Raw genomic sequence first — 25769 nt, forward strand, 5'->3', positions numbered from 1 at the left:
AAATTTATTTTTCGACTTGCTGCGCAGCGAACTGCGCAAAAACAACCAAGCAACTTCCCTTCACCACTCCTCGGCCGCCGAAGCAGCAGAGAGGCGAGATTATGGGCAAGATATTCGAAGCGGTCAACACCTGCTCCGCAAAAACTTCGAGACATCACTTCACATATTTAGTGGGCGGCAAATCACCAGCACAGAGGCTCAAGCACATAAGGGCAAGCCCTCGTCGTACCCGCCATGAAGCAAATCGCTTTTGCGTTACTATCACGGCAACCTATTCATTCTTCAGGGAAGTCTACGCGTGATGCTGTTTCGCCCTGGATTCTTGCTGCTTCTGCTGGCGCTTGGCGGATGCGCTGTGCCGAACGCCGTACCGATTGATCCAAACAGGCACATCAACTCCCCCGCTGGTCAATCGACACCGTCTGCCGAAGGCATTCCCGCGCCTGTGAAGCAAGGCTTTGCGCTGCCCCCGCCGCGCCCCGCGGTCAAACAAGAGACGTATTCCGTCGTTGTCAGTAACGTCAAAGTGCAGGAACTCCTGTTCGCTTTGGCTCGCGACGCAAAGATCAACGTGGATATCCACCCCGGCTTGAGTGGAACTGTCACGCTCAACGCTCTGGATCAGACCCTTCCACAATTGCTAGCTCGAATCGCAAAGCAAGTAGATATGCGCTTTGAACTCGATGGCAACAATCTGGCGGTGATGCCGGACTCGCCGTTCCTGCGCACCTACCGTATCGACTACGTGAACATGTCTCGGGATACAACCGGGTCCGTGTCAGTCACCAACCAGATTGCAACAGCAGGCGCTACAGGAAGTAGCGCACAGCAAAATCAGAGCGCCGGTGCAGGCAATGGTTCTTCAACGCTGATCACTAACACTGCGAAAAACAGGTTCTGGGAAACGTTAGTGCAGAACTTGAAGGATCTTCTGCGCGAAACGGACAAGATATTTCCAGAGGGTGCGGTCGAACGCACGATTGAGAGCGCGACCCAGGGAACGATGACAGGCTCCAGCGTCAACGCGGCAAAGCCCGACAATGTCCTTGCACGCAGTACGGATCTGGAGCGCCGCACTACAACCAACGAAAAGACCGTCACATTCCGGGAGGCAGCCGCGATCATTGCCAATCCGGAGACTGGTGTGATCTCCATTCGGGCAACGTCCCGCCAGCATGAAAAGGTGCAGGAGTTCCTGACCCAGGTACTTTCCAGTGCGCGCCGGCAGGTCCTGATCGAAGCCAGCATCGTTGAGGTCGAGCTCTCGCAGAACTATCAGAAAGGCATTGACTGGAAGGTGCTGGATGTCTTCGATACCGGATTACGCATCATCCAGCAAGTGGGAGGGACACTTTCTACTCCCCCGGCAAACCTGATGGAGGTGGGGTACAACTCCAGCAGAGGGAACTTCACCTCATCACTCAAGTTCCTGGAGTCTTTCGGCAATGTGCGAGTGCTCTCCAGTCCGAAAGTGAATGTTCTCAACAACCAGTCAGCCGTGTTGAAGGTTGTCGACAACCTCGTCTATTTCACGCTCGAAACGAACGTCCAGCAAAACCAGACACAGACAAACACCACCTTCACCAGCAAGGTACACACGGTTCCTATCGGCCTGGTGATGACGGTAACGCCGCAGGTAAGCGAGAACGACACTGTGCTGCTGAATATTCGCCCCACCATCACACGTACCGTCGGCGAAGGCGCAACAGACCCCAACCCGGAATTGAAGAAAGAGGGCATCGTCAACCGCATTCCGGTTGTCCGGTCGCGTGAACTTGAATCAATCCTCCGTGTTAACAGCGGCAACATTGCCATCATGGGCGGCTTGATGGAGGACTTGCTGAACAACTCCAATGACACTGTTCCTGGCATCGCTCAGCTTCCTGTCGTCGGCGGACTGTTCGAGAACAAGAACGACACGAAGAAAAAAACCGAGTTGGTGATTTTCATCCGTCCAACCGTCATCCCCGATAGCGGCCAGTCTTTCACTGTGGATGAGCTGCCCAGAACTGATTTCTTCGACGCCAAGAATCCTCTACGCCGCGAGGGAACGCGATGAGCCTGCTCATCGACGCACTCAAACAAGCCGAAGCGGCTCGCCAGCGTGCAGAAGAAGGAAGCCCCCCTCTAGCAGCGGATGACGGTCTTTCACTTGCACCAATAGCGTCGTCCCCAACCGTAGCACCCGCCGTTGCACAGGCAAGTACCGACAGCCCGCCGCCCGCACAGACCGCACGTCGCAGCAAGCCAGCACCAGAAGCCCCCCGCACCTCACCTACAGCAACGCGCGAGCTGTTTGAAGTAAAGCAACATGAGGCGAGCCGTCTGCCCTATTACCTGCTCGGATTGTGTGTTCTCGCGCTACTGGCGGGGGGCTTGTATGTGTGGTGGGCGATGCAACCTCGCAGCAACTTACTTCCCCGCAATGGCAGCCTGGCGCCCACTCAGCCGTTATCCGCGGCGACGCCCCACACCATGGAGCCTGCCGCTCTGGCGACCCACTCAGCACCTGATGTCGAACCATTTCCTTCCGGGGCTACACAGCGCAGCAGCGCTGCAACAACAGCGGCCCAGCCACCACGCCGCGCTCGGGCACCGGTAGCGACGCAACTTCAGGCACCGGAAGAGCCTGCGCTCAGGATTCGCCCCGGTACAGGTGCGGCGAACTCCGCAGCGCCATCGGCAACCCAGCAAGCCTACGACGCGTTGGCAGCCGGCGATCTGCGCGCGGCGCGCCAGTTGTATCAGGAAGCGTTACGTCAGAACGCCCAAAACGTCGACGCCCTCAATGGTTTGGGACTGATCGCCGCACACGACAACCAGCCCGACCAAGCTGAACGCTATTTCCGCGCAGCCTTGCGCGCCGACCCTGCTGACGGCGTCGCCAATGCTCAGCTCGCCCTGCTCTATGCAGAGGGCGATGCGGCCGGAGCGGAAGCCAAGTTGCGCAGCCTGATTGCCAGTCAGCCCACCAACGCCGCGGGGCACTTCGCGCTCGGGAATCTGTTCTCCCGCCAAGGGCGCTGGGCTGAAGCACAACAGGCGCTGTTCCAGGCGTACACACTGGACAGCAACAACCCGGACATCCTTTTCAACCTGGCTGTCAGTCTGGAACAGGTTCGGCAACCAGCCTTGGCCCGCCAGTTCTACGAACGTGCGCTGCAAGCAAACAGCAAGCGCCCGGCCGGATTTGATCCAGCCACGGCGAGAGCACGTGTCGAGGCCCTGAGCGCACGCCGGTAAACCATGAACACTAATTTCCGGCTGCCTTTGGGTCAGCAGCTCATCAATCAGGGAATCCTCAGTGAAGACCAGCTGCGCATCGCCCTGCATGAACAATCGCGCAGCAACGAGCCCCTAGGCAAACTGCTGGTTCAGCTGGGTTTTGTCAGTGAAGTCACACTGCGCGACGCGCTCTCGGCCTCGCTAGGCAAACAGGGGGTTGACCTCACCCACGCCATCGTCGCGATCGAAGCCTTGGCACTCGTGCCCGAGGATGTCGCCAAGCGCCATCACCTGATGCCCCTGCTGTGGGACCCTGACGCGCGACGCCTGGTTGTCGCCATGGTGGACGTCGATGACATCGTAGCCATTGACCGACTGCGCACTCTGCTGCCTGAAGACTCGGAGATCGAAGTCTGGCTGGCCAGCGAGAGCGAAATCGCGCACGCCATCGACCAGCACTACGGCTTCGAGCTGTCGATCGACGGCATCCTCACCGAAATCGAAACGGGCGAAATCGATTACCGCTCGCTAGCTGCTTCGTCGAATGAGTACAGCCAGCCCGTCGTGCGTCTGGTCGATGCGCTGCTGTCGGATGCAGTCAAGCGTGAGGCCTCGGACATTCACTTCGAGCCAGAAGCGAGCTTCTTGCGCGTGCGCTACCGCATCGATGGCTTGCTGCGGCAGATTCGTGTTTTGCACAAGTCCTACTGGCCAGCGATGGCCGTACGCCTCAAGGTGATCGCCAGCCTGAACATCGCCGAGAGCCGCGCCCCGCAGGACGGCCGTATTTCGCTGAATGTACGTGGTCGCCCGGTTGATTTCCGGGTCTCGGCCCAGCCCACCCTGCATGGTGAAAACATCGTATTGCGCGTGCTGGATCGCCAGAAAGGCATTGTCCCGCTTGCGGCGCTAGGGCTGACCGACCCGCAGCTCGACATCCTCAAGCTGATGATTGCGCGCCCCGAGGGCATCCTGCTGTTCACGGGCCCGACCGGCAGCGGCAAGACCACCACGCTCTACTCAATCCTGAATCACATCAACACCGAGGGAATCAACATCATGACCCTCGAAGATCCGGTCGAGTACCCCATGGCGATGATCCGCCAGACGTCGGTTTCCGAATCGGCCAAGCTCGACTTCGCCAACGGCATCCGCTCCATGATGCGACAGGATCCGGACGTCATCCTGGTTGGCGAAGTGCGCGATGCAGAGACCGCCGAGATGGCCTTCCGCGCCGCCATGACCGGTCACCAGGTCTACACGACGCTTCATACCAATTCGGCCATCGGCGCCATACCGCGCCTGCTCGACATCGGCATCCTGCCCGACATCATGGCCGGCAACATCATTGGCGTGGTCGCGCAGCGTCTGGTGCGCAAGCTCTGCCCTCACTGCCGCCAACCCCGGCCACCCGCGCCTTATGAACTGCGCCTGCTCAACCTGCCTGCAGAACGCGCTGCCGCCGTACTGCATGACGCCGTAGGTTGCGAGCTGTGCGACTACCAGGGCTACAAGGGGCGCACCACCATCATGGAGTTGATGCGCATGGATGCCGACATCGACGAGCTGATCGCACGGCGCGCCACCATGCGCGAACTGCGCAACGCAGCGCGCGCCAAGGGCTTCCGTACGCTGGCCGAAGATGGCGTACGACGCGTGCTGGATGGCACCACCACGCTCGACGAGCTGGCCCGGGTGGTCGACCTGACCGAACGGATGTTCAGCGCCGAGCTGTGAGATTCTGAGCATGGCGATCTTCTCCTACCGCGCGATGGACAGCACCGGCCGCATCCAGCGCGGCGAATCGGAAGCGCTCAACATCGTCGACCTCGAGATGCGCCTCAAGCGTCTCGGGCTCGATCTCATCACCGGCGAACCCGCCACGCATTTCTCCGGCATTGGCCGGGCACGCATCCCGACGCGCGAGCTGATCCAGTTCTGCTTTCATATGGAACAGCTCACCCGCTCCGGCGTACCACTGATCGATGCGCTGTCCGACCTGCGCGACTCCACCGAGAACCAGACCTTTCGCCAGGTCATCGCTTCGGTGGTGGAGAGCATCGAAGGCGGACAGAGCCTTTCACAGGCACTGACCGAACAAGGACGCATCTTCAACCCCGTCTTCTGTGCACTTGTGCGCGCAGGTGAAGCCAGCGGCAACCTGCCAGACGTACTACGCGAACTCACCGAATCGCTCAAGCGCGAGGACGAGTTGCGCTCCTTCATCGGCAAGCTTGTCATCTACCCCTCCCTCGTCTTGTTCGTGACGCTGGCTGCGGTCGTCACGGCAATGATGTTCGTCGTGCCCCAGCTCACGCGGCTGTTCCAGAACTCGGGCCAGACCCTGCCGCTACAAACCCGGATTCTGGTGGGGGTCTCGAATTTCGTTGTCAGCTACTGGCCCGCCATCCTGCTCGGGCTGGCAGTGTTGATCATCGGTGGCGTCGCGTGGGTCCGCATGAGCCCGCGTGCGGCACTGCGCTGGGACCGCCTGAAACTCGCCACGCCCATCGTCGGCACTGTCTACCGCAAGATCATCCTGTCACGCTTCGCCAACCTGTTCTCCATGATGTATGCCTCAGGCATCGCCATCATAGACACCGTGCGCACCGCACAGGACATCGTCGGTAACCTCGAAATGCGCGACGCCCTGCAGCGCGTCGAGCAGTCCATTGCGGAAGGGCAGAATGTGACTGCTGCATTCTCCTCTGCACGGCTGTTTCCGCCGCTGGTCATCCGCATGCTGAGGGTAGGCGAACACACAGGCTCGCTCGATCACGCACTCAAAGGCGTCAGCTATTTTTATGAACGCGATGTGAAAGAATCCGTCGAACGTTTGCAGACCTTGCTGGAGCCGCTGCTCACCATTGTGCTGGGCGGCTTGATGCTGTGGGTTGCCACCTCAATACTCGGGCCGATCTACGACATCATCACCAAGATGAAGACTTGAACCGCTCATGCGCCTACGCTTCCTCCACCTCCTCACCCACGCCGGCCTTGAGACCCATCGTGTCAGCGGCAGCACCTTGCAACGCGCGCAGCTGTTCGCACAGGGCGAAGCAGGCGTCCTCGCCTTCAGCGAGTGGCTGGCGCAGGTACCGACGGCACTGCACAGCATGCTGGTGGACGTGGCGGACGAGGGCTTTCATCTCGAAAGCATCCCCCACACGATGGGATCCGACCGGCGCGCCTTGATACAACGTCGTCTGACCCAACAGTTCTTCGGCTCACCCTACGCCACGGCCATTTCGCTGGGGCGGGAACGCAGCGGCCGACGCGACGAGCGCTTGCTGTTGATGGCAATCACGCGGCCCGCCCTGCTAGAACCTTGGCTGGCGGCCCTGCACCGACACGAAGCGCGCCTGAGTGCCCTCTACACCGTGCCCCTGCTGGCCGGCGACCTGATCCGCAAACTGGCACCGGGCATACCACGCGGCCTGATCCTGCTGCTCACCGGAAACGGCATCCGCCAGCTGCACTTCGAAGACGGCCGCCTGCGCTTCTCGCGCCTGGCTCCCGCCCCTGAGGGTCCCTTTGCAAGCTGGGGGCTCGACTGCCTGCGCGAAGCGCAGAAGACCTGGCAATACCTCAATGCCCAGCGCTGGATTCCTCGCGGCACAGCACTACCCGTCATCCTCGTTGCCAATGCAGCGGACGGCTCTGCCTTGCTCTCCGACGTCAGCCGCGCACGACAAGCCGACGACAAACTGCAATTCCGCCTCGCCCCCATCGACACCGCAGCCCGCCAGCTTGGCTTCAGCGACACTTACGCCGAGTCGGACAGCCAGTCGCTCGTCATGCAACTGGCGGTGCGTGAACGCAGCGGCGGCGCTCAACTAGCCAGCGCAGAAGATCGCCACTTCTACCGCCAATGGCAGATCCGTTTCGCCGCGCTGGGCGGTTGCGCAGCAGCCCTCGCTGCGGCACTGGTCATGAGTGCCCACTGGCTGGTCGACTCCGGAGAGGACCGTACGGCGGCAGCTAGCCTGCGTGCCGAAGCGGCCAGCTTCGATCAGCGCTACACCAACCTGCTGGGAACCCTGCCGCGCATTCCATCCTCGGTCGATGCACTACGCACGGCGGTGGAGGGTATGGAGCGCATCCGCAACGGCATCACCGATCCGCGCGAAGCCCTGACCGGCGTCAGCAAAGCCCTCAGCGGCTTCACAGACATCACACTGGAACAGCTCGACTGGCAATCCGTTCCCGACAAACCCGGCGCGCAAAACCTGTTGCTCATCGCTTCGCTTGACCAGACCAGCGGCAATAATCCGCGAGCGACGCTGGAACGCATCCAGACCTTCGTGGCGGCTGTCGAACAGAGCACGGGCGCGAACGTCGTGCTCGTTCAGCAACCCTTCGATACAGGCTCCGACAAACTGCTGCGCAGCGATGCCAACCTCAGCGCCAAACGCCCGCAGTTCCGCCTGCAACTGGACTGGAAGGAGCGCTCATGACCCCCGCCAGTCGCAAAGCACTTGTCGTCTCGCTCTCGCTGGCAACCGTCATGTTGCTGGTAGGGGCCGCCGCGCTATGGTGGGCGCATGGGGTGCGCGACAGAGCATTCAACGAGTTGCGCCAAGCCAAACAAGCCTTGGAAGCCAGCCGCAACCGCTACCAGCAAACGGTCAACGAAGAGCAACTGATCCGCCAAACCATCAATCGCTTCGAGCGTCTCGGAGCCAGCGGCATCATCGGTACGGAACGCCGGCTCGACTGGGCAGACGAAATGCGCAACATCCGCACTCGTCTGCGTCTGCCAGCCCTGGAGTTCGAACTTGAACCGCGCCGGCCACTTTCAAAAGCCGATGACAGCGGAGAGCGCTTCACCCTGGCTGCCAGCCAGATGCAACTGCATGCCAGCCTGCTACACGAGGGAGATCTCTTCGACCTCATGGCCGCCCTGCGCACCCCGACCAGTGCCCTGGTCGTGCCACGCCAGTGCAGCCTGACCCCCGTCACCGACAAGGCTAGCCCGCAAACCAATCTGCGCGCAGAATGCACCCTCGACTGGCTGACCCTGCTGCCACCCGCAAAATCAGGAGACAAGCCGTGAGAGCCTTTGTCTCACAATGCCTGCTGGGCCTGCTGCTACTTACTGGCCTGCCTGCCGCAATGGCGGCGGACAAACCATGGCGCGAAGACCTCGGACGCCTGTTCCTCACCCCCGAAAAGCGCGCTCTGCTCGACGAGCTTCGTCGCAACAACGCCCGCATCACCCCTAGCGCTGAACAGCCCGAAAATCTGCGTCTGGATGGCATCGTACGTCGCTCGAACGGTCGCCAGACCATCTGGATCAATGGCCAGGCATACGGCGATGACGCCCCCATCACCAGCAACGACGAGCGCTCGGCGCGCATCATCACGGGCGACCGCAAAGGTGCGCGGTTGAAGGTCGGTGAAAGCCTGCGCATCGCGCCAGCGGAACCCGCACAGTAATGCGCAGGCATGGCTCCCGCAATGCGCAGAGTGGCTACATCTTGATCGTGGCCGCGCTAGCGCTGCTTGCCACCGGTCTGACCTTCGGTGGCATTCTGTATGGCAGCGTCTTCCGCTATGACCGCAATGCGCATACGGATGAACTGGCAGCGCGGCGTCTCGCAAGCGAAGCTCGGCTAGCTGTCATCGGCTATGCCGCGGCCAATGTCAAACAGCCAGGGGCGCTGCCGTGTCCGGACGGCAATGGTGATGGATTCGCCGGCGCCGCGAATTGCACCAACACCAGTACAGGCAATCGGCTGACCGGCTGCCTTCCGTGGAGAACGCTTGGACTCGAGCGCGGCACTGATGAGTCCGGCGCCCCTCTTTTCTACACCCTATCCAATGCCTGGCAGAACGTTCTAAAAGCTTCAGAACGCACTACGCCTGCCAAACCACGCCTGAACCCTGACATTCAGCCCACTGTCACAACCATCTACGGCAACACATTGGCAGCGGCAATACTTTCCGCCGGCAAGTCTCTCGCAGCCCAGGACCGCGGTGCCATCACACTCTCCAGTGCATGCGCGGGCAGCAACAATGCAGCCTACTTCGAAGGCAGTAACAGCGATTGGGATGCTGCCCTGCAACCATACGATGCAGCCACGAACACATTCAATGACCGTGTCGTCGAGATCACGCGCGACGACGTCTTCCGCGTCGTGCTGTCACCCGTGTTGTCAGCCTTCATGAGAAGCGTCGATATAGACAATTTTCCCGAAGGCAAAGGGCTTCCTTACTACTTCTCAAAGTTTCCTGCGTACAACGCGTACGATCTTGCGAAAAGCGTCAGTTCCCCAACCGGGCAACAGTCCAGCACCATCATTGATCGCTCGGTAGCCCCCACGGAATTGGACATATCCATGCTACTTTTTTACAGCTACGCCAGTAGCTCTACAAAGTTTGGAGGCCCGGCAGGGTGCATAAAAGAAAAAGGCACAACGCCATACAACTCGCCCGCTGATTGGCTATGTCTCAACGATTGGTACGCCTACATCGACTATGCGCCTACGGGGACAAGCAGCGCCAGGCTGTCCATCGACGCGAACCGATTTGCCCCCCCCGGCAAGGGGCGCAGATGCCAGCTATCTGTCAGCATTGCGAGCGACAGCCTCTCATGCACAAACTACTGAACACGCAACGCGGCTTCAGCCTCATCGAACTGGCTGTAGTCCTGCTGATCCTCGCCCTGCTGGCCGGTGGCGTGGTCAGTGTGCTACGCATCCAGCAAGAGCAAAAAGTCCTGACGGAAACCCGGGCAGTGCTTAACGACGCGCGCGAGGCTTTGTTTGCCTATGCCGAGGTCCACAAAGGTCTCCCCTGCCCCGATACGGATGGCGACGGACTCAAGAATGACGGCTGTAGTGACACCGTTCGTGGAAAGGTGCCCTGGAAAAATCTTGGTCTAAGTCGCGGAGATGATGCTTGGAATCAAGCGCTGCACTATGTCGTCTCGAAAGAGCTAGTTGAGGGCGTCCTGTTCAAACTCACACAAGGAGCGAGCGGGGTCACGATTGTCGATAACACCAGCGCGACAGGTACTCCGAATGCGGACACGATTGCTTTTGCAATCTGGTCAAATGGAATCGACGGTATTGATGGTTCGGCAGGAAAAAGCAGTACAAATACCGAAGTAGTTGCCGGCTCAACAACTGCCACGGTCGATGACATCGTCACCTGGGGTTCAAAGTACGTGCTGTTTGGCCGTATCCTGCAGGCTGGACAGACCCTTTCGGTGAACTGATGGCGGCTATCCCATCCGCGACTGCTGACAACTCCTTTGTAGCCCGCCTGCGCCGCGCCGGCATCGAGCCTGGCGACAGCGAAAGCCTGCGCCAGCAGAAGTCACTATTGGTCTTCATCAGCGGCCTCATCAGCCTGGCGTCCGTACTGTGGCTGTTGATCTACAGCTGGATGGGCCCCAAGTTCTCCTCGACCCTGCCCTTCTCGCTGCAGGTGCTGGTTGCGCTCAACCTGTGGATCTACGTCCAGTTCCGCAACTTCGAGCTGTTCCGCATCTCGCAGATCGGCTTGATGTTGTTCTTCCCCTTCGTTGCACAATGGGCCATCGGCGATTTCGTGTCGGCCTCGGGCCTGATTCTGTGGGGTCTGCTGGCCCCGGTCTGTGCCTTGTTGTGCATGGGTGTGCGCGAATCTTTGCCCTGGTTTGCGGCCTACCTCGTCCTCACGACTGCCACTGGCGTAGCCGACTACCTGCTCGCTGACTTTGCACCCGCAATCAACACGGCCATCTCGCGGCGAACCTCGATGGTGTTCTTCGCGCTGAACTTCATCACACTATCCACCCTCATCTACCTGCTGCTGCGCTTTGCCCTGCTTGATCGAGAGCGCGCCCGCATCGGTCTGGAAGACGCCCACGCACGGCTGGCCGTGGAGCAGCTGCGCAACGAGCGCCTGCTGCTCAACATCCTGCCTGCGCCGATTGCTGAACGGCTGAAGACCTCCGACGCCACCATCGCTGACGGCTTCGCGGAGGTCTCGGTGATGTTCGCCGATATCGTCAACTTCACGGGTATCGCCGCCGGCATGACGCCGGAAAAAGTGTTCGCGATGCTCAACCGTGTGTTCAGCAATTTCGACGAGCTGGCCGAGAAGCGCGGTCTCGAGAAGATCAAGACCATTGGCGACGCCTACATGGTGGCCGGCGGGCTCAATAACGAACAAGAACATGCCTGCGTGGCCGTCGCCGAGCTGGCGCTCGACATGCTCGCCTGGCTGCGCCTTGATCAGGCCGGGCGTAGCGAGCCGCTGCACGTGCGCATCGGCATCGGTACCGGCCCCGTCGTGGCCGGCGTCGTCGGCAAGAAGAAGTTCATCTACGACCTGTGGGGCGACACGGTCAATCTCGCCAGCCGCATCACGGACGAAAGCATTCCCGACGGCGTGCAGTGCGATCGTGCCAGCTTCGAGCTGCTGCGCGACAACTTCGACTTCGAAGGTCCCTTCCAGTTACCCCTCAAGGGCAAGGGTGTGGTGGAAGTCTGGCGCCTCAAAGGGCGACGCTTTACTGCGTAACCGCAGCCTGCGGCGCGAGGTCAAAGCAGACCGCACCTGCCATGTTGCTTACCAGACGCAGTCGGTAGCCCAGCGAATCGGCCAGTCGTGCCGCCTGATAGAGGCCTATACCCAAGCCACGGTCCGATGGCAATGGCCGCAGGAACAACACTTCGGCGCGCGCCGCCTCAACCGGTGCGCCACCATCCTGCACGCTCAGACGGCAGCGTCCGTTGTCTTGCTTGAGACGAACGACGACGTCTCCCGCTGCACCGGCCTTCTCGAAAGCATTGCGCATCAGGTTGTCAGCCACGGTGTCGAACAACAGCACCGGCAACTCGATCTGCGAGATGTCGCCATCCAGCACAAAACGCACGCCGTCTTCCGGATGTCTCGCCTGCAGAGCTTCCCACCAGTCCACGGCCTTCCCTTGCCTGACATCAGACGGCGCGGGCTGCCGAATGTTGTCGAGTGCAGTATGCAGGCGCTGACTGATGACAGGCAACTGCCGGCTCAGCAAACCCTGCACGGCCTCGCTGCGCCCAGTTCGCTCCGCATCGGTCATCGCAAAGCACAGCGTATCGATGGACTGCAGCAGGTTCTTGATCTCGTGCGTCATGCGCGCCCCGGTCTCGTGCACCGCGCGCAGATAGGAGATCGACTGCAGGTGACGAGCCTGCTCCCTCGCCGCATGGAACTCGGCCAACAGGCGCACCATCAGATCCAGTTGCCAAAGCTGCATCGCCGCGAGCTCGTAGCGCGAGTGCAACCCCAGCTCCAGTGCGCCATAAGTCAGCACGCTGCGTCGCTGCGCGACTGTACCGGCAAAACCGGCCTGATCCTGCGCGCCGCGACGGATACGCCAGTCCACTCCCAGAACCTCCGGCTGGTCGAGCATGCTTCGCACCGCCTTTTCGACCAGCATTTCAGGAGCCTCGTCACTAGCAGACAGACGCGCCAACTGATCCAGCCACTGCGCAAAACTCGCCTCGCCCGACAAGGCATGCCGCGCTACGGCCAGGCTGAGCCCCGCACCTTGCGCGGGACTCCATACCCAGCCCAATAGCATCAGACCGACGGCCATCAGCGCCAGCGACTGCAGCAAAGCCACCAGATAGCTGAGGCCGGAGATGAACATCAGGGCCAATGCCCCCAACAAGACGCCGGATAGCACCAGCACGATCACCACGCCACCGAGGAAATCCAACGCTCGCTGTTCACGCCCCTGCCCCGACACATCACGCCGCGCCAGCCAGGGAATCATCGGAAAGAGCAACGGCGCCCCCCAACTCACCACGCGGGCCAGAAATTCATCGCGCAGTTCCGGCTGCGGCAACATGGCAGGCAAAACCAAGCCAATAAGCGCCACGATCAGGTAAGCCTCGGCAACCCAGAACGACAATCGCGTCGGGCCTTTCGCCTCCCGGAAGAGTTCGGCGCCCAGCACGCCAGACAGCACCAGCATCCACAGCAAGGCCAGCCCCGGCGACATCCAGAAACCCAGCACACCAATTACCAGCAGACCTATCGCCAGCACCTGTAGCCCAACCCGGCTGTCCTGCCGCACCAGCGGTTGCCACATCAGCACAGAGCCAAGGTGGCACAGCATCAACACCCGCCCAAGCGGGGTCATCACTCCCTGCAACAAGCCCAGGTGCAATAGCAGCAAACTCGCTGCCAGCAGCCAGGGGCGCATGTGCCACGCGGCAAGTCGCTCCTTCAACAACATGCATTGCCCTTCATGCCGTATCGTCACTGCGCATTTGGTGACACCTTCAACTGTGACAAATCGCACACCCTGTCAGAATCTGAACGGACTGGCGTTCCCCAAGGCCTGAATTGCGGGTGTTTCGCCCGCTTGAGTGCTGGCATCATAGTTGCTGATTTCGTCGCACTCACCATAAACAGAGTCAAATAAAAAATGAAAGCTCAACAATCGGGTTTCACGCTGGTTGAAATCGCCATCGTTCTGGTCATCATCGGCTTGCTGCTGGGCGGGGTGCTCAAGGGGCAGGAGCTCATCACTCAAGCCAAGATCAAGAACCTGGCGAACGATCTGAATGGCATCACGGCAGCCGTCTATGCCTACCAGGATCGCTTCAAGACGCTGCCGGGTGATGACCCTAAGGGTTCGCGGTGGACAGATATTGCGACGCTTGGAAAGACCGGAGCGGCCGGTGGTGACGGAGATGGCAGTGGCGCACTCAATGGCGTTGAAACACAACTTTTCTGGGCACACCTGCGCAAGGCCGGCTTCATTGCTGGGGACCCTGTAGCAGGCCCACCTTTGAATGCGGCCGGTGGGCAAATTGTTGTCATGGCTGGTGGTTATGGAATTGGTGGTACAACGATCTGCATGACTGGACTGAACGCAAAAATGGCAGAAGCTCTGGATACGCAAACCGATGACGGCAGCCCAGCAAAAGGGGTGTTCCGTGCAGATGATCAATCCATGCCCGCGGCTGCTGCACCGGATGCAGCAACCAAGTACGTTGATGACGGCTCCACACTTTATTCCGTGTGCAAGCAACTCTGAGCGATAGACAACCCGGATGAAGACAGCCTCCTGATGGAGGCTGTTTTGTTTTGGGCCTCTAATCTGGAGAGGATTCGCTCAAGCTACCCGCCTGCAATGTGCTGTATTGCTACCCGGAACGAGCTGAGTTCCCCCCGACGAGCACGGCCGTCGGCACTGCGTCCGCTCAGCCGCCCTTCAACAGCTTCAACTCCGCCACCGAAAGATCGGCGGACACCCCCAGCAGCACCAGCACATCGCCAGCTTCAAGCTGCGTCTCTCCACCCGGATTGAGATCACGCATGCCACGCCGGCGGATGGCCGTCACGCTGACATGCAGTTCGTCAAGGTGAAGGTCAGCAATGCTGTGGCCGATAGCCCAGGCGCCCGGTTGCAGGCTGATGGAGTGCAGGCGTTCCTGCATCGCATCGGGCCGGTCGGCTGCGTCGGACGCACCGTGGAAGAAGCCGCGCATCACCGAATAGCGCTGGTTGCGGATGTCGCGCACGCTGCGGATGACGCGCGACAGCGGCATGCCCGCCAAGGCCAGCACGTGGCTGGCGAGCATGATTGAGGTCTCCAGCATCTCGGGTACGACCTCGACTGCACCGGCATCCATCAGGCGTTCGAGGTCATTCTCATCGGCCGCACGCGCGACGACAGGCACCTCGGGCCGCACGGCCTGGACGTTGTGCAGCACACGCAAGGTTGCCTGCACATCGTTGAACGACACCACCACGGCGCTGGCGCGCATAAGGCCTGCAGCCATCAGGGTCTCGCGCCGCGAGCTGTCACCGAAGACGACCGTCTCGCCAGCCGCTGCAGCACTGCGCACCCGGTCCGGGTCAAGGTCCAGCGCGACGTAGCTCAGTCCCTCCTGATCAAGGAAGCGTGCCAGGTACTGCCCACTGCGGCCATAGCCACAGATGATCACGTGCTTCTCGGTCGCGATCGACTGTGCTGCCACACGCGTCAGCTCCATCGAGCGCAGCAACCATTCGGATGCGACGAAACGCAGCACGATGCGGTCACTGAACTGCACGATCAGGGGCGTCAGCAGCATCGATAACACCAAAGCCGCGACCGTCACCTGCAGCGCGCGCGCACTGCCCAGATCCATGTCGCTGGCCAGCGTGAGCAATACGAAGCCGAATTCGCCGCCGCCGCACAGCCACATGGCCGTGCGCATGGCCGTCCCTGTGCTGGACTTCAACAAGCGCGATGCGCACAGCAGCACGCCGAATTTGAGCAGCAGGATGCCCGCCAGCACGGCGACCACCAGCAGCACATTCTCAAGGATGACGCCCACATCAAGGAACATCCCCACCGTGACCATGAAAAAGCCCAGCAACACATCACGGAAAGGCTTGATGTCCTCTTCCACCTGGTAGCGGAACTCGGTTTCCGAAATCAGCATTCCCGCCAGGAAGGCCCCCAGCGCCATCGACAGGCCAGCCTTCTCCGTCACCCAGGCCAGACCCAGGGTCACGAACAGGATGTTGAGCATGAAAAGCTCTGACGACTTGCGTTGCGCCACCCAGTGGAACCACGGACGCATGAGGCGGTGACCAACGTAGAGCAGTACGAACAGCACCACAGCGGCCTTGACGAAGGCGAGCGCCAGTACGGTCGGCAGTTCGGCCGCTGGCCGGCTGAATGCAGGGATGAGGATCAACAAGGGCACCACGGCCACGTCCTGGAACAGCAGCACCCCCAGCACTTCACGACCATGCGGTGTATCCAGCTGCAAGCGGTCAACCAGCAGTTTCGACAAGACTGCCGTCGAAGACATGGTGAGCGCTGAAGCCAACGCAAAGCTGGCGAGGAAACCCAGTCCGCACAGCAGGCCGGCCAGCGTACCCAGCACGATGGTTCCCCCGACCTGGATGCTGCCTAATCCGAACACCAGGCGCTTCATCGCGAACAAACGGCCCAGCGAAAACTCGAGGCCGATGGTGAACATGAGGAACACCACACCGAACTCGGCGAGGTAGTGCGCCTGCGCCGTGTCAGGCACCAATCCGGCAGCATGGGGACCCAGCACGGCACCCATGGTCAGGTAGCCCAGCACCGAAGGCAGGTGGAACCAGCGGAACAGGGCCACCATGCCGACGGCTGCAGCCAGCATCAGCAGGATCAATTCCAGCGCGTGGTGCATGGTGTCGGTACGCCCCCCCGGAGGCTGCTTAGGGTGTTTGGTATACTGTTGTGGCAGTGCGGCAACCGGCGCTACCCGTTTTGTACAAGCTTTCCAGTATCTGTCGCCGCCTGACCGGACATCTCGGCAGCGAGCTCCCGCGCCGGTCTCCGCGCAGTTTAACCGATGCGGCCCGCAGTCCCACAGCAGGCCGACACACGACGCATGCCACGTCAGAAGCGGTGATGGATTTGACCCCGACCAAACGACCCGACGTATCCCTGTTGCTCGAACGCGCTCGCAACGTCCTCGCCATTGAGGCCGCCGCTGTCACGGCGTTGCGTGATCGCATTGACGAGCGCTTCCTCGCTGCCCTGCAGCTGATCCTCAAGAGCCCGGGGCGCGTAATCGTCAGTGGCGTCGGCAAGTCCGGCCACATCGCGCGCAAGATCGCCGCCACCCTGGCAAGCACCGGCACGCCCGCCTACTTTGTGCACCCGGCCGAGGCCGCGCACGGCGATCTGGGCATGATTCAGCCCGATGACGTCGTAATTGCCCTCTCCAACTCCGGCAACGCCGAAGAGCTGCTGACCATCGCGCCCTTCGTCAAGCGCATGGGAGCCCGCCTGATCGCCATGACGGGCCGCGACGAATCACCGCTGGCCCAGCTCGCCGACGTGCACCTCAACGTGGGCGTGGCCGAAGAAGCCTGCCCGCTCAACCTCGCCCCCACCGCCAGCACCACGGCGGCGCTCGCCATGGGTGACGCACTGGCGGTCGCCCTGCTCGATGCGCGCGGTTTCGGCCCGGAAGACTTCGCCCGCTCCCACCCCGGTGGCGCACTGGGCCGCCGCCTGCTGACCCATGTGCGCGACGTGATGCGCAAAGGTGAAACCGTTCCCATGGTGTCGCCCGACGCCAGCTTTGCCGATGCCCTGCTGGAGATCTCGCGCAAAGGCATGGGCATGACAGCCGTGTGCGACGATCATTGCAAGCTGCTGGGTGTCTTCACCGATGGCGACCTGCGCCGCTTGCTGGAACGCACGGGCAACATCAGTGGTCTGAGCATTGCGGACGTGATGAATCACAGCCCGCGCTGCATCGGCCCCGAAGCCCTGGCGGCTGAAGCTGCCAGCCTGATGGAACAACTCTCGATCACACGCCTGCTGGTTACCGATAGCGACGGCATCCTGGTTGGCGCCCTCAATACGCAAGACCTGATGAAAGCCAAGGTCATCTGATGCCAGCCCGACAAAAAGTGGCACACCTGCGCCTGATGGCCTTTGACGTGGACGGCGTACTCACCGACGGCACCCTGTTCTTTACACCCAACGGCGATGAGATGAAGGCCTTCTCCAGCCTTGACGGACACGGCCTCAAGATGCTGCGCGACGGCGGCATCGAGGTCGCCATCATCACCGGCCGCCGATCCCGCATGGTCGAACTGCGTGCGGCCAACCTCGGCATCGCCCACCTCTTCCAGGGCGTTGAAGACAAGCGCAGCGTGATGCGAGAGCTGCGTGCCAAGCTGGGAATCCCGGCTGACGAGTCTGGTTACATGGGTGACGACGTGGTCGACCTGCCCATCCTCAAGGACTGCGGCTTCTCTGCCACGGTGGCCGATGGCCATGCCTTCGTGCGTGAGCATGTCGACTTCGTCTCGCGCTTCGGCGGCGGCAAGGGCGCTGTGCGCGAACTGTGCGACTTCATCCTCGCAGCACAAGGCAAGCTGGACGCCATGCACTCCCGTTACCTCGAAAGCTGAATACCGTGCGCCGCCTCGCCCCCGCCTTTCCCCTGATCGTAGCCGCCATGCTCGCACTGGCAACCTGGTGGCTGGAGCGCACGGTCAGCCTGCAAGGCGTGGCTGGCGCAAGCAAGGCTCGCACGGCGCCCGATGCCATCGTCGAGAACTTCCGCATCAGTCGTTACAAGACCACGGGCGATCTCGGCGCCAGCCTCGAAGGGACGCACATGGAACACTTCCCCGTCGATGACTCGGCGGACATCCAGAAACCGGTGCTCAGTTTCGTGGGCGAAAACTCCAGCCGCACCAGCGTGCTGAGCGGCGAAACCGCCCACGTCACCAAACGCGGCGAGCTCGTCGAGATCAAGGGCAAGGTTCGCGGTGAGCGCGACGGCAGCCGCGCCGGCAAACCCGCCACCATCTTGCAGACAGAAATTCTCAACGTCCTGCCGCGCGAAGAATTCGCGTACACCTCAGCGCCGCTTGCCGTTACCCAAGGGCGCATGCAGATGAATGGTGTCGGGGCCGAATGGAATAACATCACCGGACTTCTCAAGGTCTGGCAACTCGACGCTACCATCGAGCGTCCAAAAGACAGCGAAAAATCCCGATAGGACTTCAAATAACAATGCGCCTGAACCTGCGTCCTGCCCTCCGCCAATTGAGCCTCGCCGTCCTCGCCGCCGGGCTCACCCTGCACGTCGGATTCAGCCACGCTGAACGAGCCGACCGCACCAAGCCTCTGCGCATCCTCGCCGACTACAAGCTCTCTGACGACAGCGCCAAAGTACTGACGCTGGAGGGCAACGTACGTATCAGCCAGGGCACCATGCTGATCCTTGCTGACAAGGCCGTCATTACGCAGGGCACTGACGGTTTCGAACGGGCTGTTGCCACCAGCAAGACCGGCGTCGTGCGTATCCAGCAGAAACGCGAGGGTAAGGACGAAATGATCTACGCCGAAGGTGAGCGCGTCGAATACGACACAAAGACCGAGATCGCCAAACTGATCCGTCGCGCCTGGGTGAAGATGGGCCGCGGTGACGAAGCCTGTGCCGACTACATTGAATACAACGGTTACAGCGAAACCTACCAGGCCTCCAAGAGCAAGGACGGTTCCAACCAGCAGATCGAAATCATTGTGCCTGGACGCGGCGATGGCGCCGCGTCCGTTCCGGCAGCCGCACCGATCAATGTAGCCTGCGAGCGTCGCCAGCAATCCTCCAAGCCTTGACGCAACGCAACCCGCAGGCCCGCAACGGGCTTGCCTGTCCGTCATCTCCGTGACATAGTTGCAGCGCAGCATCCACCCCGCATCCGCCTGATGCAGAACGGGTTTTAACGATTTTGTCGTTTTGTGTGCGCCGCACAAAAAGTTCTTGACAGCAAAATTTTCTTGTCTAGAATTTGAATTGTGCGGCGCAACAAAGTCTCTCCGGTAGCGCCAACGCCGTATCCGTCCGTTGCCGTAGCGTCATCAACCACGCATTTGAGGAGATTAAACATGTTTGCTACCCCCGAACAATTCGCAGCAGCCAACAAAGCAGCCGTCGAAGCCCTGCTGACTGTCGCCAATACGGCTTTCGTCAGCGTCGAACGTCTGGCTGCCCTGAACCTGAACACCGCGCGTGCAGCGCTGGAAGACGGCGTCGCCAACACCAAGGCAATCCTGGCAGTGAAGGACGTTCAGGAATTCGCCAACCTGCAAGCCACCCTGGCTCGCCCCAGCGTTGAGAAGGCCGTTGCCTACGCGCGCAGCGTTTACGAGATCTCCACGGAAGCCCAAGGTCAGCTGTCGAAGATCGTTGAAGATCAAGCCAGCGAACTGAACAAGGCCATCGCTTCGGCGCTGGACAAGGCTGCGAAGTCGGCTCCCGCGGGTTCCGACGTGGCCGTGGCTGCCGTCAAGTCGGCTATCGCTGCCGCTAACTCGGCTTACGACAGCATGAGCAAGGCTGCCAAGCAAGTTGCAGAAATCGCCGAAGCCAACGTGGCTGCCGCGACCGATGCAACCGTCAAGGCAGTCGGCGCCAGCGCTCCCAAGAGCAAGAAGGCCGCCTGAGTCCCTGACTCCAGCCTCCTTGGCAAAAGGCCGCCAGCGAAAGCTGGCGGCCTTTTCATTTCAACGGCAAGCAGCGAGACACCATCTGATCAGTCAGCACTCGGCAGGGCGTGCAACTCACACCATGGCGCGCCGCGCGTCGACAACGCAGCCCTCATGGCAGCCATCGCCGCCTCGACAGCCTCAGGTTCCCCTTTGGCACCCAGATCGATGTGACGTGGTACGCCCTCGCCCCCCAGGTTGGGCAGGCTGAAAACCGTCACGCCAAAGCGCGACTCCAGATCACGCATCAACTCGATCAACGAGCTCTCATTGGTGTCGAGCACGGCGATCGACGATTCAGCCCACGAACGCGCGTGATGCAGGTGCGCGTAATGCGTATCGAGCACCCACTCCATCATCGGCCAGGACATCTGCGGAAAACCTGGCAGGAACCAATGCTCGCGGATCGCGAAGCCCGGAATCTGATTGAAAGGATTCGGAATGATGGTACTGCCCAGCGGGAACTCGCCCATGGCCAGCTGCATGGCGTTAGCCTCGACGCCACGGCGCTCGAGGATGGCCGCGCGAATCAGCGCTGCCGCCTCCGGATGCAAGGCGATCTCCAGCCCCAACGCCGCAGCTGCAGCCTGACGCGTGTGATCGTCAGGCGTCGCCCCGATGCCACCAAACGAGAACACCAGGTCACCTGTTGCGAAACTCTGCTGCAGCGTCTCGACCAGACGTGCCCTGTCGTCACCGCAGTAGCGCGCCCAGTCCAAGGCCATGCCACGCGCTGACAGCAGCTCGATGGCTTTGACCAGGTGTTTGTCGCTGCGACGTCCGGAAAGGATTTCGTCACCGATGATCAGTACGCCGATGCCCATGCTTGGCCCCTTTTCCTCTCAGACGCTCAATTCACGTCAATGATGTGTTCGGTCTTGCGCGCTTCGCGTAATGCCTGCAGCAGGTAGTGCACGAAAGCCAGCCCGGTGATGGCGGGCACAAAGAAATTCAGGAAGGGAACATACACCAGCACACCTGCCCCGATGCCTAGCAACCAAAGTTTGCCGCGATGACGACGCGGTAACTCGCTCAGCTCACGCACGTCAGCATGCTGCATCAACGCGTCGTAACGATAACAACGCTGATTGAGCCAGGCTCCCAAAGCGACCGATAGCACCAACCCCATGCCGGGGATCAGCCATAGCGGCAAGCTCAGCAAGGCCAGCACGATGAAGATCACCAGCGAGAGGATGGCGTTCGTGATGCTGCCGATCTGGCTGCCACCGTTACGACGCGCGAGATCCGGGTAATCGCTCGCCGCCACACGATCAAGCATCAAGGGCACGGCGAACACCGAGATCAGCACGGTCGCCGTGATCAGGGACAACGGCAGGAACAACAGCACCAGCAGCAGATGCGCCGCCGCGCCAAGCGCCAGGGCAAGAGCCGAACCATCGGCAAACCACTTACCTACCGCCGGCCAGGCCTGCACGTAATCGAGCAGCAAGGCAGCACTCTCACTCCACAGCGCTATGCCGACAGCGATCCAGATTGCAAAGGCCAGCAGGGTCGGCCACAACAAATGCCAGAGAATGTGGCCGCGCGTCAGACTGCGCGCGGCACGGGCGAGTGCGACAAAAATACTATCCATGTGGGTCAATGGTCGTCAGGGTCCAGGATCACAAGCCTAACGCATCCCACCGGCGTCCATCATGCCGTCGCGCGCAGGCTATCCACCACCGTCCGCTGCAGCAGGCTGCGCACGCCCAGCCAGCCACAGGCCACGACTGCAATCACTGCAGCGAGCAGGTAGCCCAGCAGTGCCAGCCAGTCGGGGGTGTAGATGATGTCGAATACCCTGGTTGCCAGCACGTAGCCAGTTGCCAGCGCTCCGACGCTCGCGAGCAAAGCTGACAGTCCGCCCAGCACGATGAACTCCCACAACATCGCCGAACGCAGCTGGCGATTGCGGGCGCCCAAGGTCCGCAGCACGGAAATCTCGTGCATGCGTTCATCGTGCGTGGCGCGCAGCGCAGCGAACAGGACCACGGCACCGGCGAGCAGCGCAAAGCCGAAGACGAACTGCACAACGGCGATCAGCTTGCCGGAAAGATCCTTCACCTGCGCAAGTACGGCACCGACGTCGATGACCGAAATATTGGGAAAGGCGGCCACCAGCGCATTGAGGTCGGCACTATGGCCAGGCGGCAATCGGAAGCTCGTGATCCACGAAGTCGGCTTGTCTTCAAGCAGGCCCGGCGCGGCGCTGAAGAAGAAGTTCACGCGCATCGAGTCCCAGTCCAGCTTGCGGATGCTTGTCACACGCCCTTTGACGCGCTGTCCGCCAATCTCGAACACAACCTCGTCGCCAAGCTTCACACCAAGGGTCTTGCCCACGCCCTCTTCCATCGAGAACTCCGGCGCCTTGGCCTCGCCATGCCAGCGCCCAGCGACGATGCGGTTGCCCTCCTGCATCGCGCTACCGTAAGACAGGTTGAATTCACGATCGGCCAGATTGCGCGCGCGATCCTGTTCGTAATCGTCGGGGCGCACGGCCTTCCCGCGCAGCTCGACAAGGCGGCCGCGCACCATGGGCAGCAACTCCACGGCCGGCAAATTACGTTCGCGAAAGAACTGTTGGAACGCCGTCTTCTGGTCGGACTGCAGGTTGAGTACGAAGTGATTCGGCGCATCGTCGCGCAGGCCCTTCTGCCAGCCACTCATGAGATCGCCAGTAACGATTCCCAGCAATAGCATCGCCATCAAGCCCAGCCCCAACGCCACCGTCTGCACCATGCTCGCACCGAGGCGACGATGCATTGCAGCCAACCCGTAACGCAGTCCCCAGCTGGCCGTGCCGCGATGACGCAAGCTCGCAAGAGCCCCCAGTACCAGCCGCGCAACGAGTGCGAATACACCACACGCCACCGCAAAGCCCAGCGCCGACCAGGCGCCGAGCTTGATGTCACCCGCCACCCACAGGAACAAGCCCAGCAGTGCCAGCGCACCAGCCACCCAGGCACCGACCACGCTGCCTTGCAAGCCACCCCAGTCACGCCGCAGCACATGCACCGGCGGCACTCGCGTCATGTGCAGCAACTGCGGGGCGACGAAGCCGACCATCAGCACCACACCGACGATCAAACCATGCAACACCGGCAGCAAGCCTGGCGCGGGCAGGCTGGTCTTGAAGAATCCGCCAGCAAGCGCGGCAATACCCTCTTGCAGCGCATAGCCCAACGCGCAACCGACGGCCGCCATCAACAACCCAAACAGGGCGAACTCACCGAGGAAAAGCCCCAGCAATTGCGAACGCGTCGCACCGAAGCAGCGCATCGCCGCACAACCATTCAGATGGCGTTGCAGATACCGCCGCGCCGACAGGCCGATAGCCACGCCCGCCAGCACCACTGACAGCATCGCCGCGAGCTGCAGGAAACGCTGGATGCGATCGAGGTTGCCGCGGATCTCGGGCCGCGCGTTGTCGATGCTCTCCAGCTGCTGGCCGGCCTTGATCTGCGGCTTGAGCCAGGCTGCGAAGGCGGCAATCGGGGCACGCTCACCCGCAACCGTGAGGCGATAGCGAATGCGGCTCCCCTCCTGCACCAAGCCTGTCGCCTGCAGATCGGCCGCGTTGATCATGATGCGCGGAATGAAGCTGAAGAAATTGGTGCCGCGATCAGACTCGAAAGTAATGAGCCCTCCGATGCGGAAGCTACTGTTGCCCAGCTGCAGCGTCTCGCCCACCTTGCGCTGCAGGGCCGACAGCAGACGCTCTTCGACGAAGGCCTCGCCCGGTTCCGGGATGCGTCCCGCCTCGACCCCCGCCTCACCCATGGTTTGCGCAATCCTCAGGCTGCCGCGCAATGGGTAACCCGCCTCGACCGACTTCACCGCCGACAACTGCGCCATGTCGTCGGTACTCACCATGCTGGAGAAGTTCGTCGTGTTCGCCACACGCAAACCCAGACGCCTGGCCTCGGCCTCGAATTCCGGAGGCAATGGCGCGTCACCCGACACCAGAAGGTCACCGCCCATCAGCTGCGTCGCGTCACGCGACAACTGGCCCTGCACGCGATCGGCGAAGAAACCGACGCTTGTCAGACTCGCGACGGCAATCAACAGAGCAACACCCAGCATGGTCAGTTCGCCGGCACGCAGGTCGCGCGACAGCATGGTCAGGGCAAGACGCAGATGGAACATGTGCAGCTTCAATCCGGGAGCAGGTAACAAGGCAGAGGGGACGCACGCACAGCGCACACCCGGCACTTCGACAGGAGGGGAACGGCAAAGGTTCGACGCTCTCCAGCCGCGCGCCGGCAAGGCCGTCAGGCGGATTGTCCGTGCTGCCGTCAGCAAGCTGCAAGCAGGGCGTGGCAGCCTCGCAGCGCCATGAAGAAGGCATACCCCGCGTGGCTAGTCCAGCGGGGAAACCCTGAGTAGGACGGGGCACCGCGAGCCCCTATCCTTGCGCTCCGACGCCCGGCAACGCCGCCGGCTCACCGCTTCAGCCTTGGCCGCTTGATCCGCATGACCCCCTTGATCGCTTGTCCCGGAAAGGAAGTCTCATGAATCGCACGCTGTTGAAATCCTCCCTGCTGCTGTCGGCCCTGTTCCTCTCCTCACAGGTGTTCGCTGCCGTTGAACTCAAGCTCGGCCACTTCGCCGCCGACGGCACGCCCAATGCCGTCGCCGCACTGCAGTTCAAGGCCAACGTGGAGAAGCGCACCAATGGTGAGGTGAAGATCAACGTATTCGGCAACAACGCACTGGGCAGCCCGCCCGAAGTGCTCGAGCAGGTGATGCTGGGGGCGGTCGACATGAGCCTCTCGGGCCAGGACCAACTCGCCAAGCACTTCCCCTTCTATGACGTGATCAGCACGCCCTTCGCTTTCAAGGATTACGCGATGGCCGACAAGATCATCGACGGCGACTTCAAGACCTGGGCCGAGCCCGAACTGGCGAAGAAAGGCCTCGTGCATCTCTCAGACTGGGAATGGGGCTTCCGCCAACTCACCAATTCCAAGAAGTCGGTAATGGTGCCCGCCGACATGAAGGGCATGAAAATCCGCACCCCACCGGCCTTCGCCTACCAGGCCTTCGTCGAGGCCGCTGGTGGTAATGCTGTCACCATCGCCTTCCCCGAACTGGTGATGGCCATGAAACAAGGTGTGGTCGATGGACAGGAGAACCCGGTCGGCACGATCTACGCGCTCAAGCTCTACGAGACACAGAAGTACATGACCATCCTCAACTACACCTACAGCTCCATGGTGCACGTGGTGAACAAGAACAGCTGGGCGAAACTCACGCCCGCTCAGCAGAAGATCGTCGCCGAGGAATCCGCCATCGCCGCCAAGTACGCCCGCAAGACGGTACGCGATGACGAGAGCACGCAACTCAAGGATCTCGAAACCACCAAAGGCATCGTCGTGAGCCGTCCGGACCTGGGTGTCTGGAAAGCTGCCATGGGCCCGGCATGGGAAAAGGTCAAGGCCAAGGTCGGCCCGGACAACTTCACGAAGTTCATGGGCATGGTGGAAAAGAACAGCAAGTAAGCCAACTCGTGCTGCAACGCCCGCCACCACGGCGGGCGCTTTTCATC

General features: G+C 61.4%; 23 protein-coding genes. 18 read left to right on the plus strand and 5 right to left on the minus strand.

What is annotated here, in order from left to right:
* The 11 genes from ABEA02_RS16400 to ABEA02_RS16450 all read left to right on the plus strand — a co-directional run.
* A partial coding sequence (locus ABEA02_RS16400) for a hypothetical protein (RefSeq protein WP_345534179.1) occupies window positions 1-238 on the plus strand: 238 nt, incomplete at its 5' end.
* Window positions 239-301: 63 nt separating this feature from the next.
* A complete protein-coding gene (locus tag ABEA02_RS16405; protein ID WP_345534864.1) occupies window positions 302-2059 on the plus strand; it encodes a secretin N-terminal domain-containing protein in 1758 nt (585 codons plus the stop codon).
* The gene (locus ABEA02_RS16410; protein WP_345534180.1) at window positions 2056-3243 is read left to right on the plus strand and encodes a tetratricopeptide repeat protein; all 1188 of its coding nucleotides are present in this window, start codon (window positions 2056-2058) and stop codon (window positions 3241-3243) included. The genes ABEA02_RS16405 and ABEA02_RS16410 overlap by 4 nt, the downstream gene beginning before the upstream one ends.
* Window positions 3244-3246: 3 nt before the next feature.
* On the plus strand, window positions 3247-4962 hold the full coding sequence (locus tag ABEA02_RS16415) for a GspE/PulE family protein (protein WP_345534181.1): 1716 nt from the start codon (window positions 3247-3249) through the stop codon (window positions 4960-4962).
* Window positions 4963-4972: 10 nt separating this feature from the next.
* Entirely contained in the window at window positions 4973-6175 is a 1203-nt protein-coding gene (locus tag ABEA02_RS16420) for a type II secretion system F family protein (protein WP_345534182.1), read from the plus strand.
* Between the two features lie 7 nt (window positions 6176-6182).
* Window positions 6183-7682, plus strand: coding sequence for a hypothetical protein (locus ABEA02_RS16425; protein WP_345534183.1), 1500 nt, complete (start codon window positions 6183-6185; stop codon window positions 7680-7682).
* Entirely contained in the window at window positions 7679-8281 is a 603-nt protein-coding gene (locus ABEA02_RS16430; protein WP_345534184.1) for a hypothetical protein, read from the plus strand. Before ABEA02_RS16425 ends, ABEA02_RS16430 begins: the two co-directional genes overlap by 4 nt.
* The gene (locus ABEA02_RS16435) at window positions 8278-8664 is read left to right on the plus strand and encodes a hypothetical protein (RefSeq protein WP_345534185.1); all 387 of its coding nucleotides are present in this window, start codon (window positions 8278-8280) and stop codon (window positions 8662-8664) included. Before ABEA02_RS16430 ends, ABEA02_RS16435 begins: the two co-directional genes overlap by 4 nt.
* Window positions 8665-8705: 41 nt before the next feature.
* Window positions 8706-9836 (plus strand): hypothetical protein, encoded by a 1131-nt coding sequence (locus ABEA02_RS16440; RefSeq protein ID WP_345534186.1) that lies wholly within the window; start codon window positions 8706-8708, stop codon window positions 9834-9836.
* Window positions 9821-10447, plus strand: a complete 627-nt coding sequence (locus tag ABEA02_RS16445) for a prepilin-type N-terminal cleavage/methylation domain-containing protein (RefSeq protein WP_345534187.1) — start codon at window positions 9821-9823, stop codon at window positions 10445-10447. Before ABEA02_RS16440 ends, ABEA02_RS16445 begins: the two co-directional genes overlap by 16 nt.
* Window positions 10447-11739, plus strand: a complete 1293-nt coding sequence (locus ABEA02_RS16450) for an adenylate/guanylate cyclase domain-containing protein (protein ID WP_345534188.1) — start codon at window positions 10447-10449, stop codon at window positions 11737-11739. The genes ABEA02_RS16445 and ABEA02_RS16450 overlap by 1 nt, the downstream gene beginning before the upstream one ends.
* Here the strand turns inward: ABEA02_RS16450 and ABEA02_RS16455 are convergent.
* Window positions 11729-13447, minus strand: coding sequence for an ATP-binding protein (locus ABEA02_RS16455; protein WP_345534189.1), 1719 nt, complete (start codon window positions 13445-13447; stop codon window positions 11729-11731). The two genes, ABEA02_RS16450 and ABEA02_RS16455, sit on opposite strands and share 11 nt — an antisense overlap.
* Window positions 13448-13639: 192 nt before the next feature.
* On the opposite strand from ABEA02_RS16455, the gene ABEA02_RS16460 reads away from it, so the two are divergent.
* Window positions 13640-14254, plus strand: coding sequence for a prepilin-type N-terminal cleavage/methylation domain-containing protein (locus tag ABEA02_RS16460; RefSeq protein WP_345534190.1), 615 nt, complete (start codon window positions 13640-13642; stop codon window positions 14252-14254).
* Between the two features lie 166 nt (window positions 14255-14420).
* Here ABEA02_RS16460 and ABEA02_RS16465 read toward each other — a convergent pair whose 3' ends face one another.
* On the minus strand, window positions 14421-16391 hold the full coding sequence (locus ABEA02_RS16465) for a monovalent cation:proton antiporter family protein (RefSeq protein ID WP_345534191.1): 1971 nt from the start codon (window positions 16389-16391) through the stop codon (window positions 14421-14423).
* 224 nt (window positions 16392-16615) lie between these two features.
* On the opposite strand from ABEA02_RS16465, the gene ABEA02_RS16470 reads away from it, so the two are divergent.
* The 5 genes from ABEA02_RS16470 (at window position 16616) to ABEA02_RS16490 (ending at window position 20179) form a co-directional block, all read left to right on the plus strand.
* Window positions 16616-17611 carry a KpsF/GutQ family sugar-phosphate isomerase gene (locus tag ABEA02_RS16470; protein WP_345534192.1) on the plus strand — a complete coding sequence of 332 codons (996 nt, stop codon included), beginning with the start codon at window positions 16616-16618 and terminating at the stop codon, window positions 17609-17611.
* Window positions 17611-18135, plus strand: a complete 525-nt coding sequence (locus tag ABEA02_RS16475; protein WP_345534193.1) for a KdsC family phosphatase — start codon at window positions 17611-17613, stop codon at window positions 18133-18135. The genes ABEA02_RS16470 and ABEA02_RS16475 overlap by 1 nt, the downstream gene beginning before the upstream one ends.
* A gap of 5 nt (window positions 18136-18140) precedes the next feature.
* Window positions 18141-18731, plus strand: a complete 591-nt coding sequence (gene lptC / locus ABEA02_RS16480; protein WP_345534194.1) for an LPS export ABC transporter periplasmic protein LptC — start codon at window positions 18141-18143, stop codon at window positions 18729-18731.
* Between the two features lie 14 nt (window positions 18732-18745).
* Window positions 18746-19351, plus strand: coding sequence for a lipopolysaccharide transport periplasmic protein LptA (gene lptA / locus ABEA02_RS16485; protein ID WP_345534195.1), 606 nt, complete (start codon window positions 18746-18748; stop codon window positions 19349-19351).
* 270 nt (window positions 19352-19621) lie between these two features.
* The gene (locus ABEA02_RS16490; protein ID WP_345534196.1) at window positions 19622-20179 is read left to right on the plus strand and encodes a phasin family protein; all 558 of its coding nucleotides are present in this window, start codon (window positions 19622-19624) and stop codon (window positions 20177-20179) included.
* A gap of 89 nt (window positions 20180-20268) precedes the next feature.
* Here the strand turns inward: ABEA02_RS16490 and ABEA02_RS16495 are convergent, their stop codons facing one another.
* The 3 genes from ABEA02_RS16495 to ABEA02_RS16505 are packed head-to-tail and all read right to left on the minus strand — an operon-like array spanning window position 20269 to window position 24367.
* Window positions 20269-21045, minus strand: coding sequence for a competence/damage-inducible protein A (locus ABEA02_RS16495; protein WP_345534197.1), 777 nt, complete (start codon window positions 21043-21045; stop codon window positions 20269-20271).
* Window positions 21046-21071: 26 nt separating this feature from the next.
* Window positions 21072-21815: an EI24 domain-containing protein gene (locus tag ABEA02_RS16500; RefSeq protein ID WP_345534198.1), complete on the minus strand. Its 744-nt coding sequence runs from the start codon at window positions 21813-21815 to the stop codon at window positions 21072-21074.
* A 59-nt stretch (window positions 21816-21874) separates the two neighbouring features.
* The gene (locus ABEA02_RS16505) at window positions 21875-24367 is read right to left on the minus strand and encodes an ABC transporter permease (RefSeq protein WP_345534199.1); all 2493 of its coding nucleotides are present in this window, start codon (window positions 24365-24367) and stop codon (window positions 21875-21877) included.
* A 365-nt stretch (window positions 24368-24732) separates the two neighbouring features.
* On the opposite strand from ABEA02_RS16505, the gene ABEA02_RS16510 reads away from it, so the two are divergent.
* Window positions 24733-25722 carry a TRAP transporter substrate-binding protein gene (locus ABEA02_RS16510; protein ID WP_345534200.1) on the plus strand — a complete coding sequence of 330 codons (990 nt, stop codon included), beginning with the start codon at window positions 24733-24735 and terminating at the stop codon, window positions 25720-25722.
* Window positions 25723-25769: the final 47 nt, after the last annotated feature.

The organism is Viridibacterium curvum (genome assembly GCF_039544165.1).
Lineage (GTDB): Bacteria > Pseudomonadota > Gammaproteobacteria > Burkholderiales > Rhodocyclaceae > Viridibacterium > Viridibacterium curvum.

Excerpts from the sequence above, each read along its gene's own strand:
- ABEA02_RS16470 (WP_345534192.1), top strand. The coding sequence starts at position 16,616 with ATGGATTTGACCCCGACCAAACGACCCGACGTATCCCTGTTGCTCGAA.
- ABEA02_RS16425 (WP_345534183.1), top strand. The coding sequence starts at position 6,183 with ATGCGCCTACGCTTCCTCCACCTCCTCACCCACGCCGGCCTTGAGACC.
- lptA (WP_345534195.1), top strand. The coding sequence starts at position 18,746 with ATGCGCCTGAACCTGCGTCCTGCCCTCCGCCAATTGAGCCTCGCCGTC.
- ABEA02_RS16475 (WP_345534193.1), top strand. The coding sequence starts at position 17,611 with ATGCCAGCCCGACAAAAAGTGGCACACCTGCGCCTGATGGCCTTTGAC.
- ABEA02_RS16450 (WP_345534188.1), top strand. The coding sequence starts at position 10,447 with ATGGCGGCTATCCCATCCGCGACTGCTGACAACTCCTTTGTAGCCCGC.
- ABEA02_RS16505 (WP_345534199.1), bottom strand. The coding sequence starts at position 24,367 with ATGTTCCATCTGCGTCTTGCCCTGACCATGCTGTCGCGCGACCTGCGT.
- ABEA02_RS16460 (WP_345534190.1), top strand. The coding sequence starts at position 13,640 with ATGAAAGCTCAACAATCGGGTTTCACGCTGGTTGAAATCGCCATCGTT.
- ABEA02_RS16495 (WP_345534197.1), bottom strand. The coding sequence starts at position 21,045 with ATGGGCATCGGCGTACTGATCATCGGTGACGAAATCCTTTCCGGACGT.
- ABEA02_RS16465 (WP_345534191.1), bottom strand. The coding sequence starts at position 16,391 with ATGCACCACGCGCTGGAATTGATCCTGCTGATGCTGGCTGCAGCCGTC.
- ABEA02_RS16415 (WP_345534181.1), top strand. The coding sequence starts at position 3,247 with ATGAACACTAATTTCCGGCTGCCTTTGGGTCAGCAGCTCATCAATCAG.
- ABEA02_RS16500 (WP_345534198.1), bottom strand. The coding sequence starts at position 21,815 with ATGGATAGTATTTTTGTCGCACTCGCCCGTGCCGCGCGCAGTCTGACG.
- ABEA02_RS16420 (WP_345534182.1), top strand. The coding sequence starts at position 4,973 with ATGGCGATCTTCTCCTACCGCGCGATGGACAGCACCGGCCGCATCCAG.
- ABEA02_RS16410 (WP_345534180.1), top strand. The coding sequence starts at position 2,056 with ATGAGCCTGCTCATCGACGCACTCAAACAAGCCGAAGCGGCTCGCCAG.
- ABEA02_RS16455 (WP_345534189.1), bottom strand. The coding sequence starts at position 13,447 with ATGTTGTTGAAGGAGCGACTTGCCGCGTGGCACATGCGCCCCTGGCTG.
- ABEA02_RS16490 (WP_345534196.1), top strand. The coding sequence starts at position 19,622 with ATGTTTGCTACCCCCGAACAATTCGCAGCAGCCAACAAAGCAGCCGTC.
- ABEA02_RS16405 (WP_345534864.1), top strand. The coding sequence starts at position 302 with ATGCTGTTTCGCCCTGGATTCTTGCTGCTTCTGCTGGCGCTTGGCGGA.
- ABEA02_RS16445 (WP_345534187.1), top strand. The coding sequence starts at position 9,821 with ATGCACAAACTACTGAACACGCAACGCGGCTTCAGCCTCATCGAACTG.
- ABEA02_RS16430 (WP_345534184.1), top strand. The coding sequence starts at position 7,679 with ATGACCCCCGCCAGTCGCAAAGCACTTGTCGTCTCGCTCTCGCTGGCA.
- ABEA02_RS16510 (WP_345534200.1), top strand. The coding sequence starts at position 24,733 with ATGAATCGCACGCTGTTGAAATCCTCCCTGCTGCTGTCGGCCCTGTTC.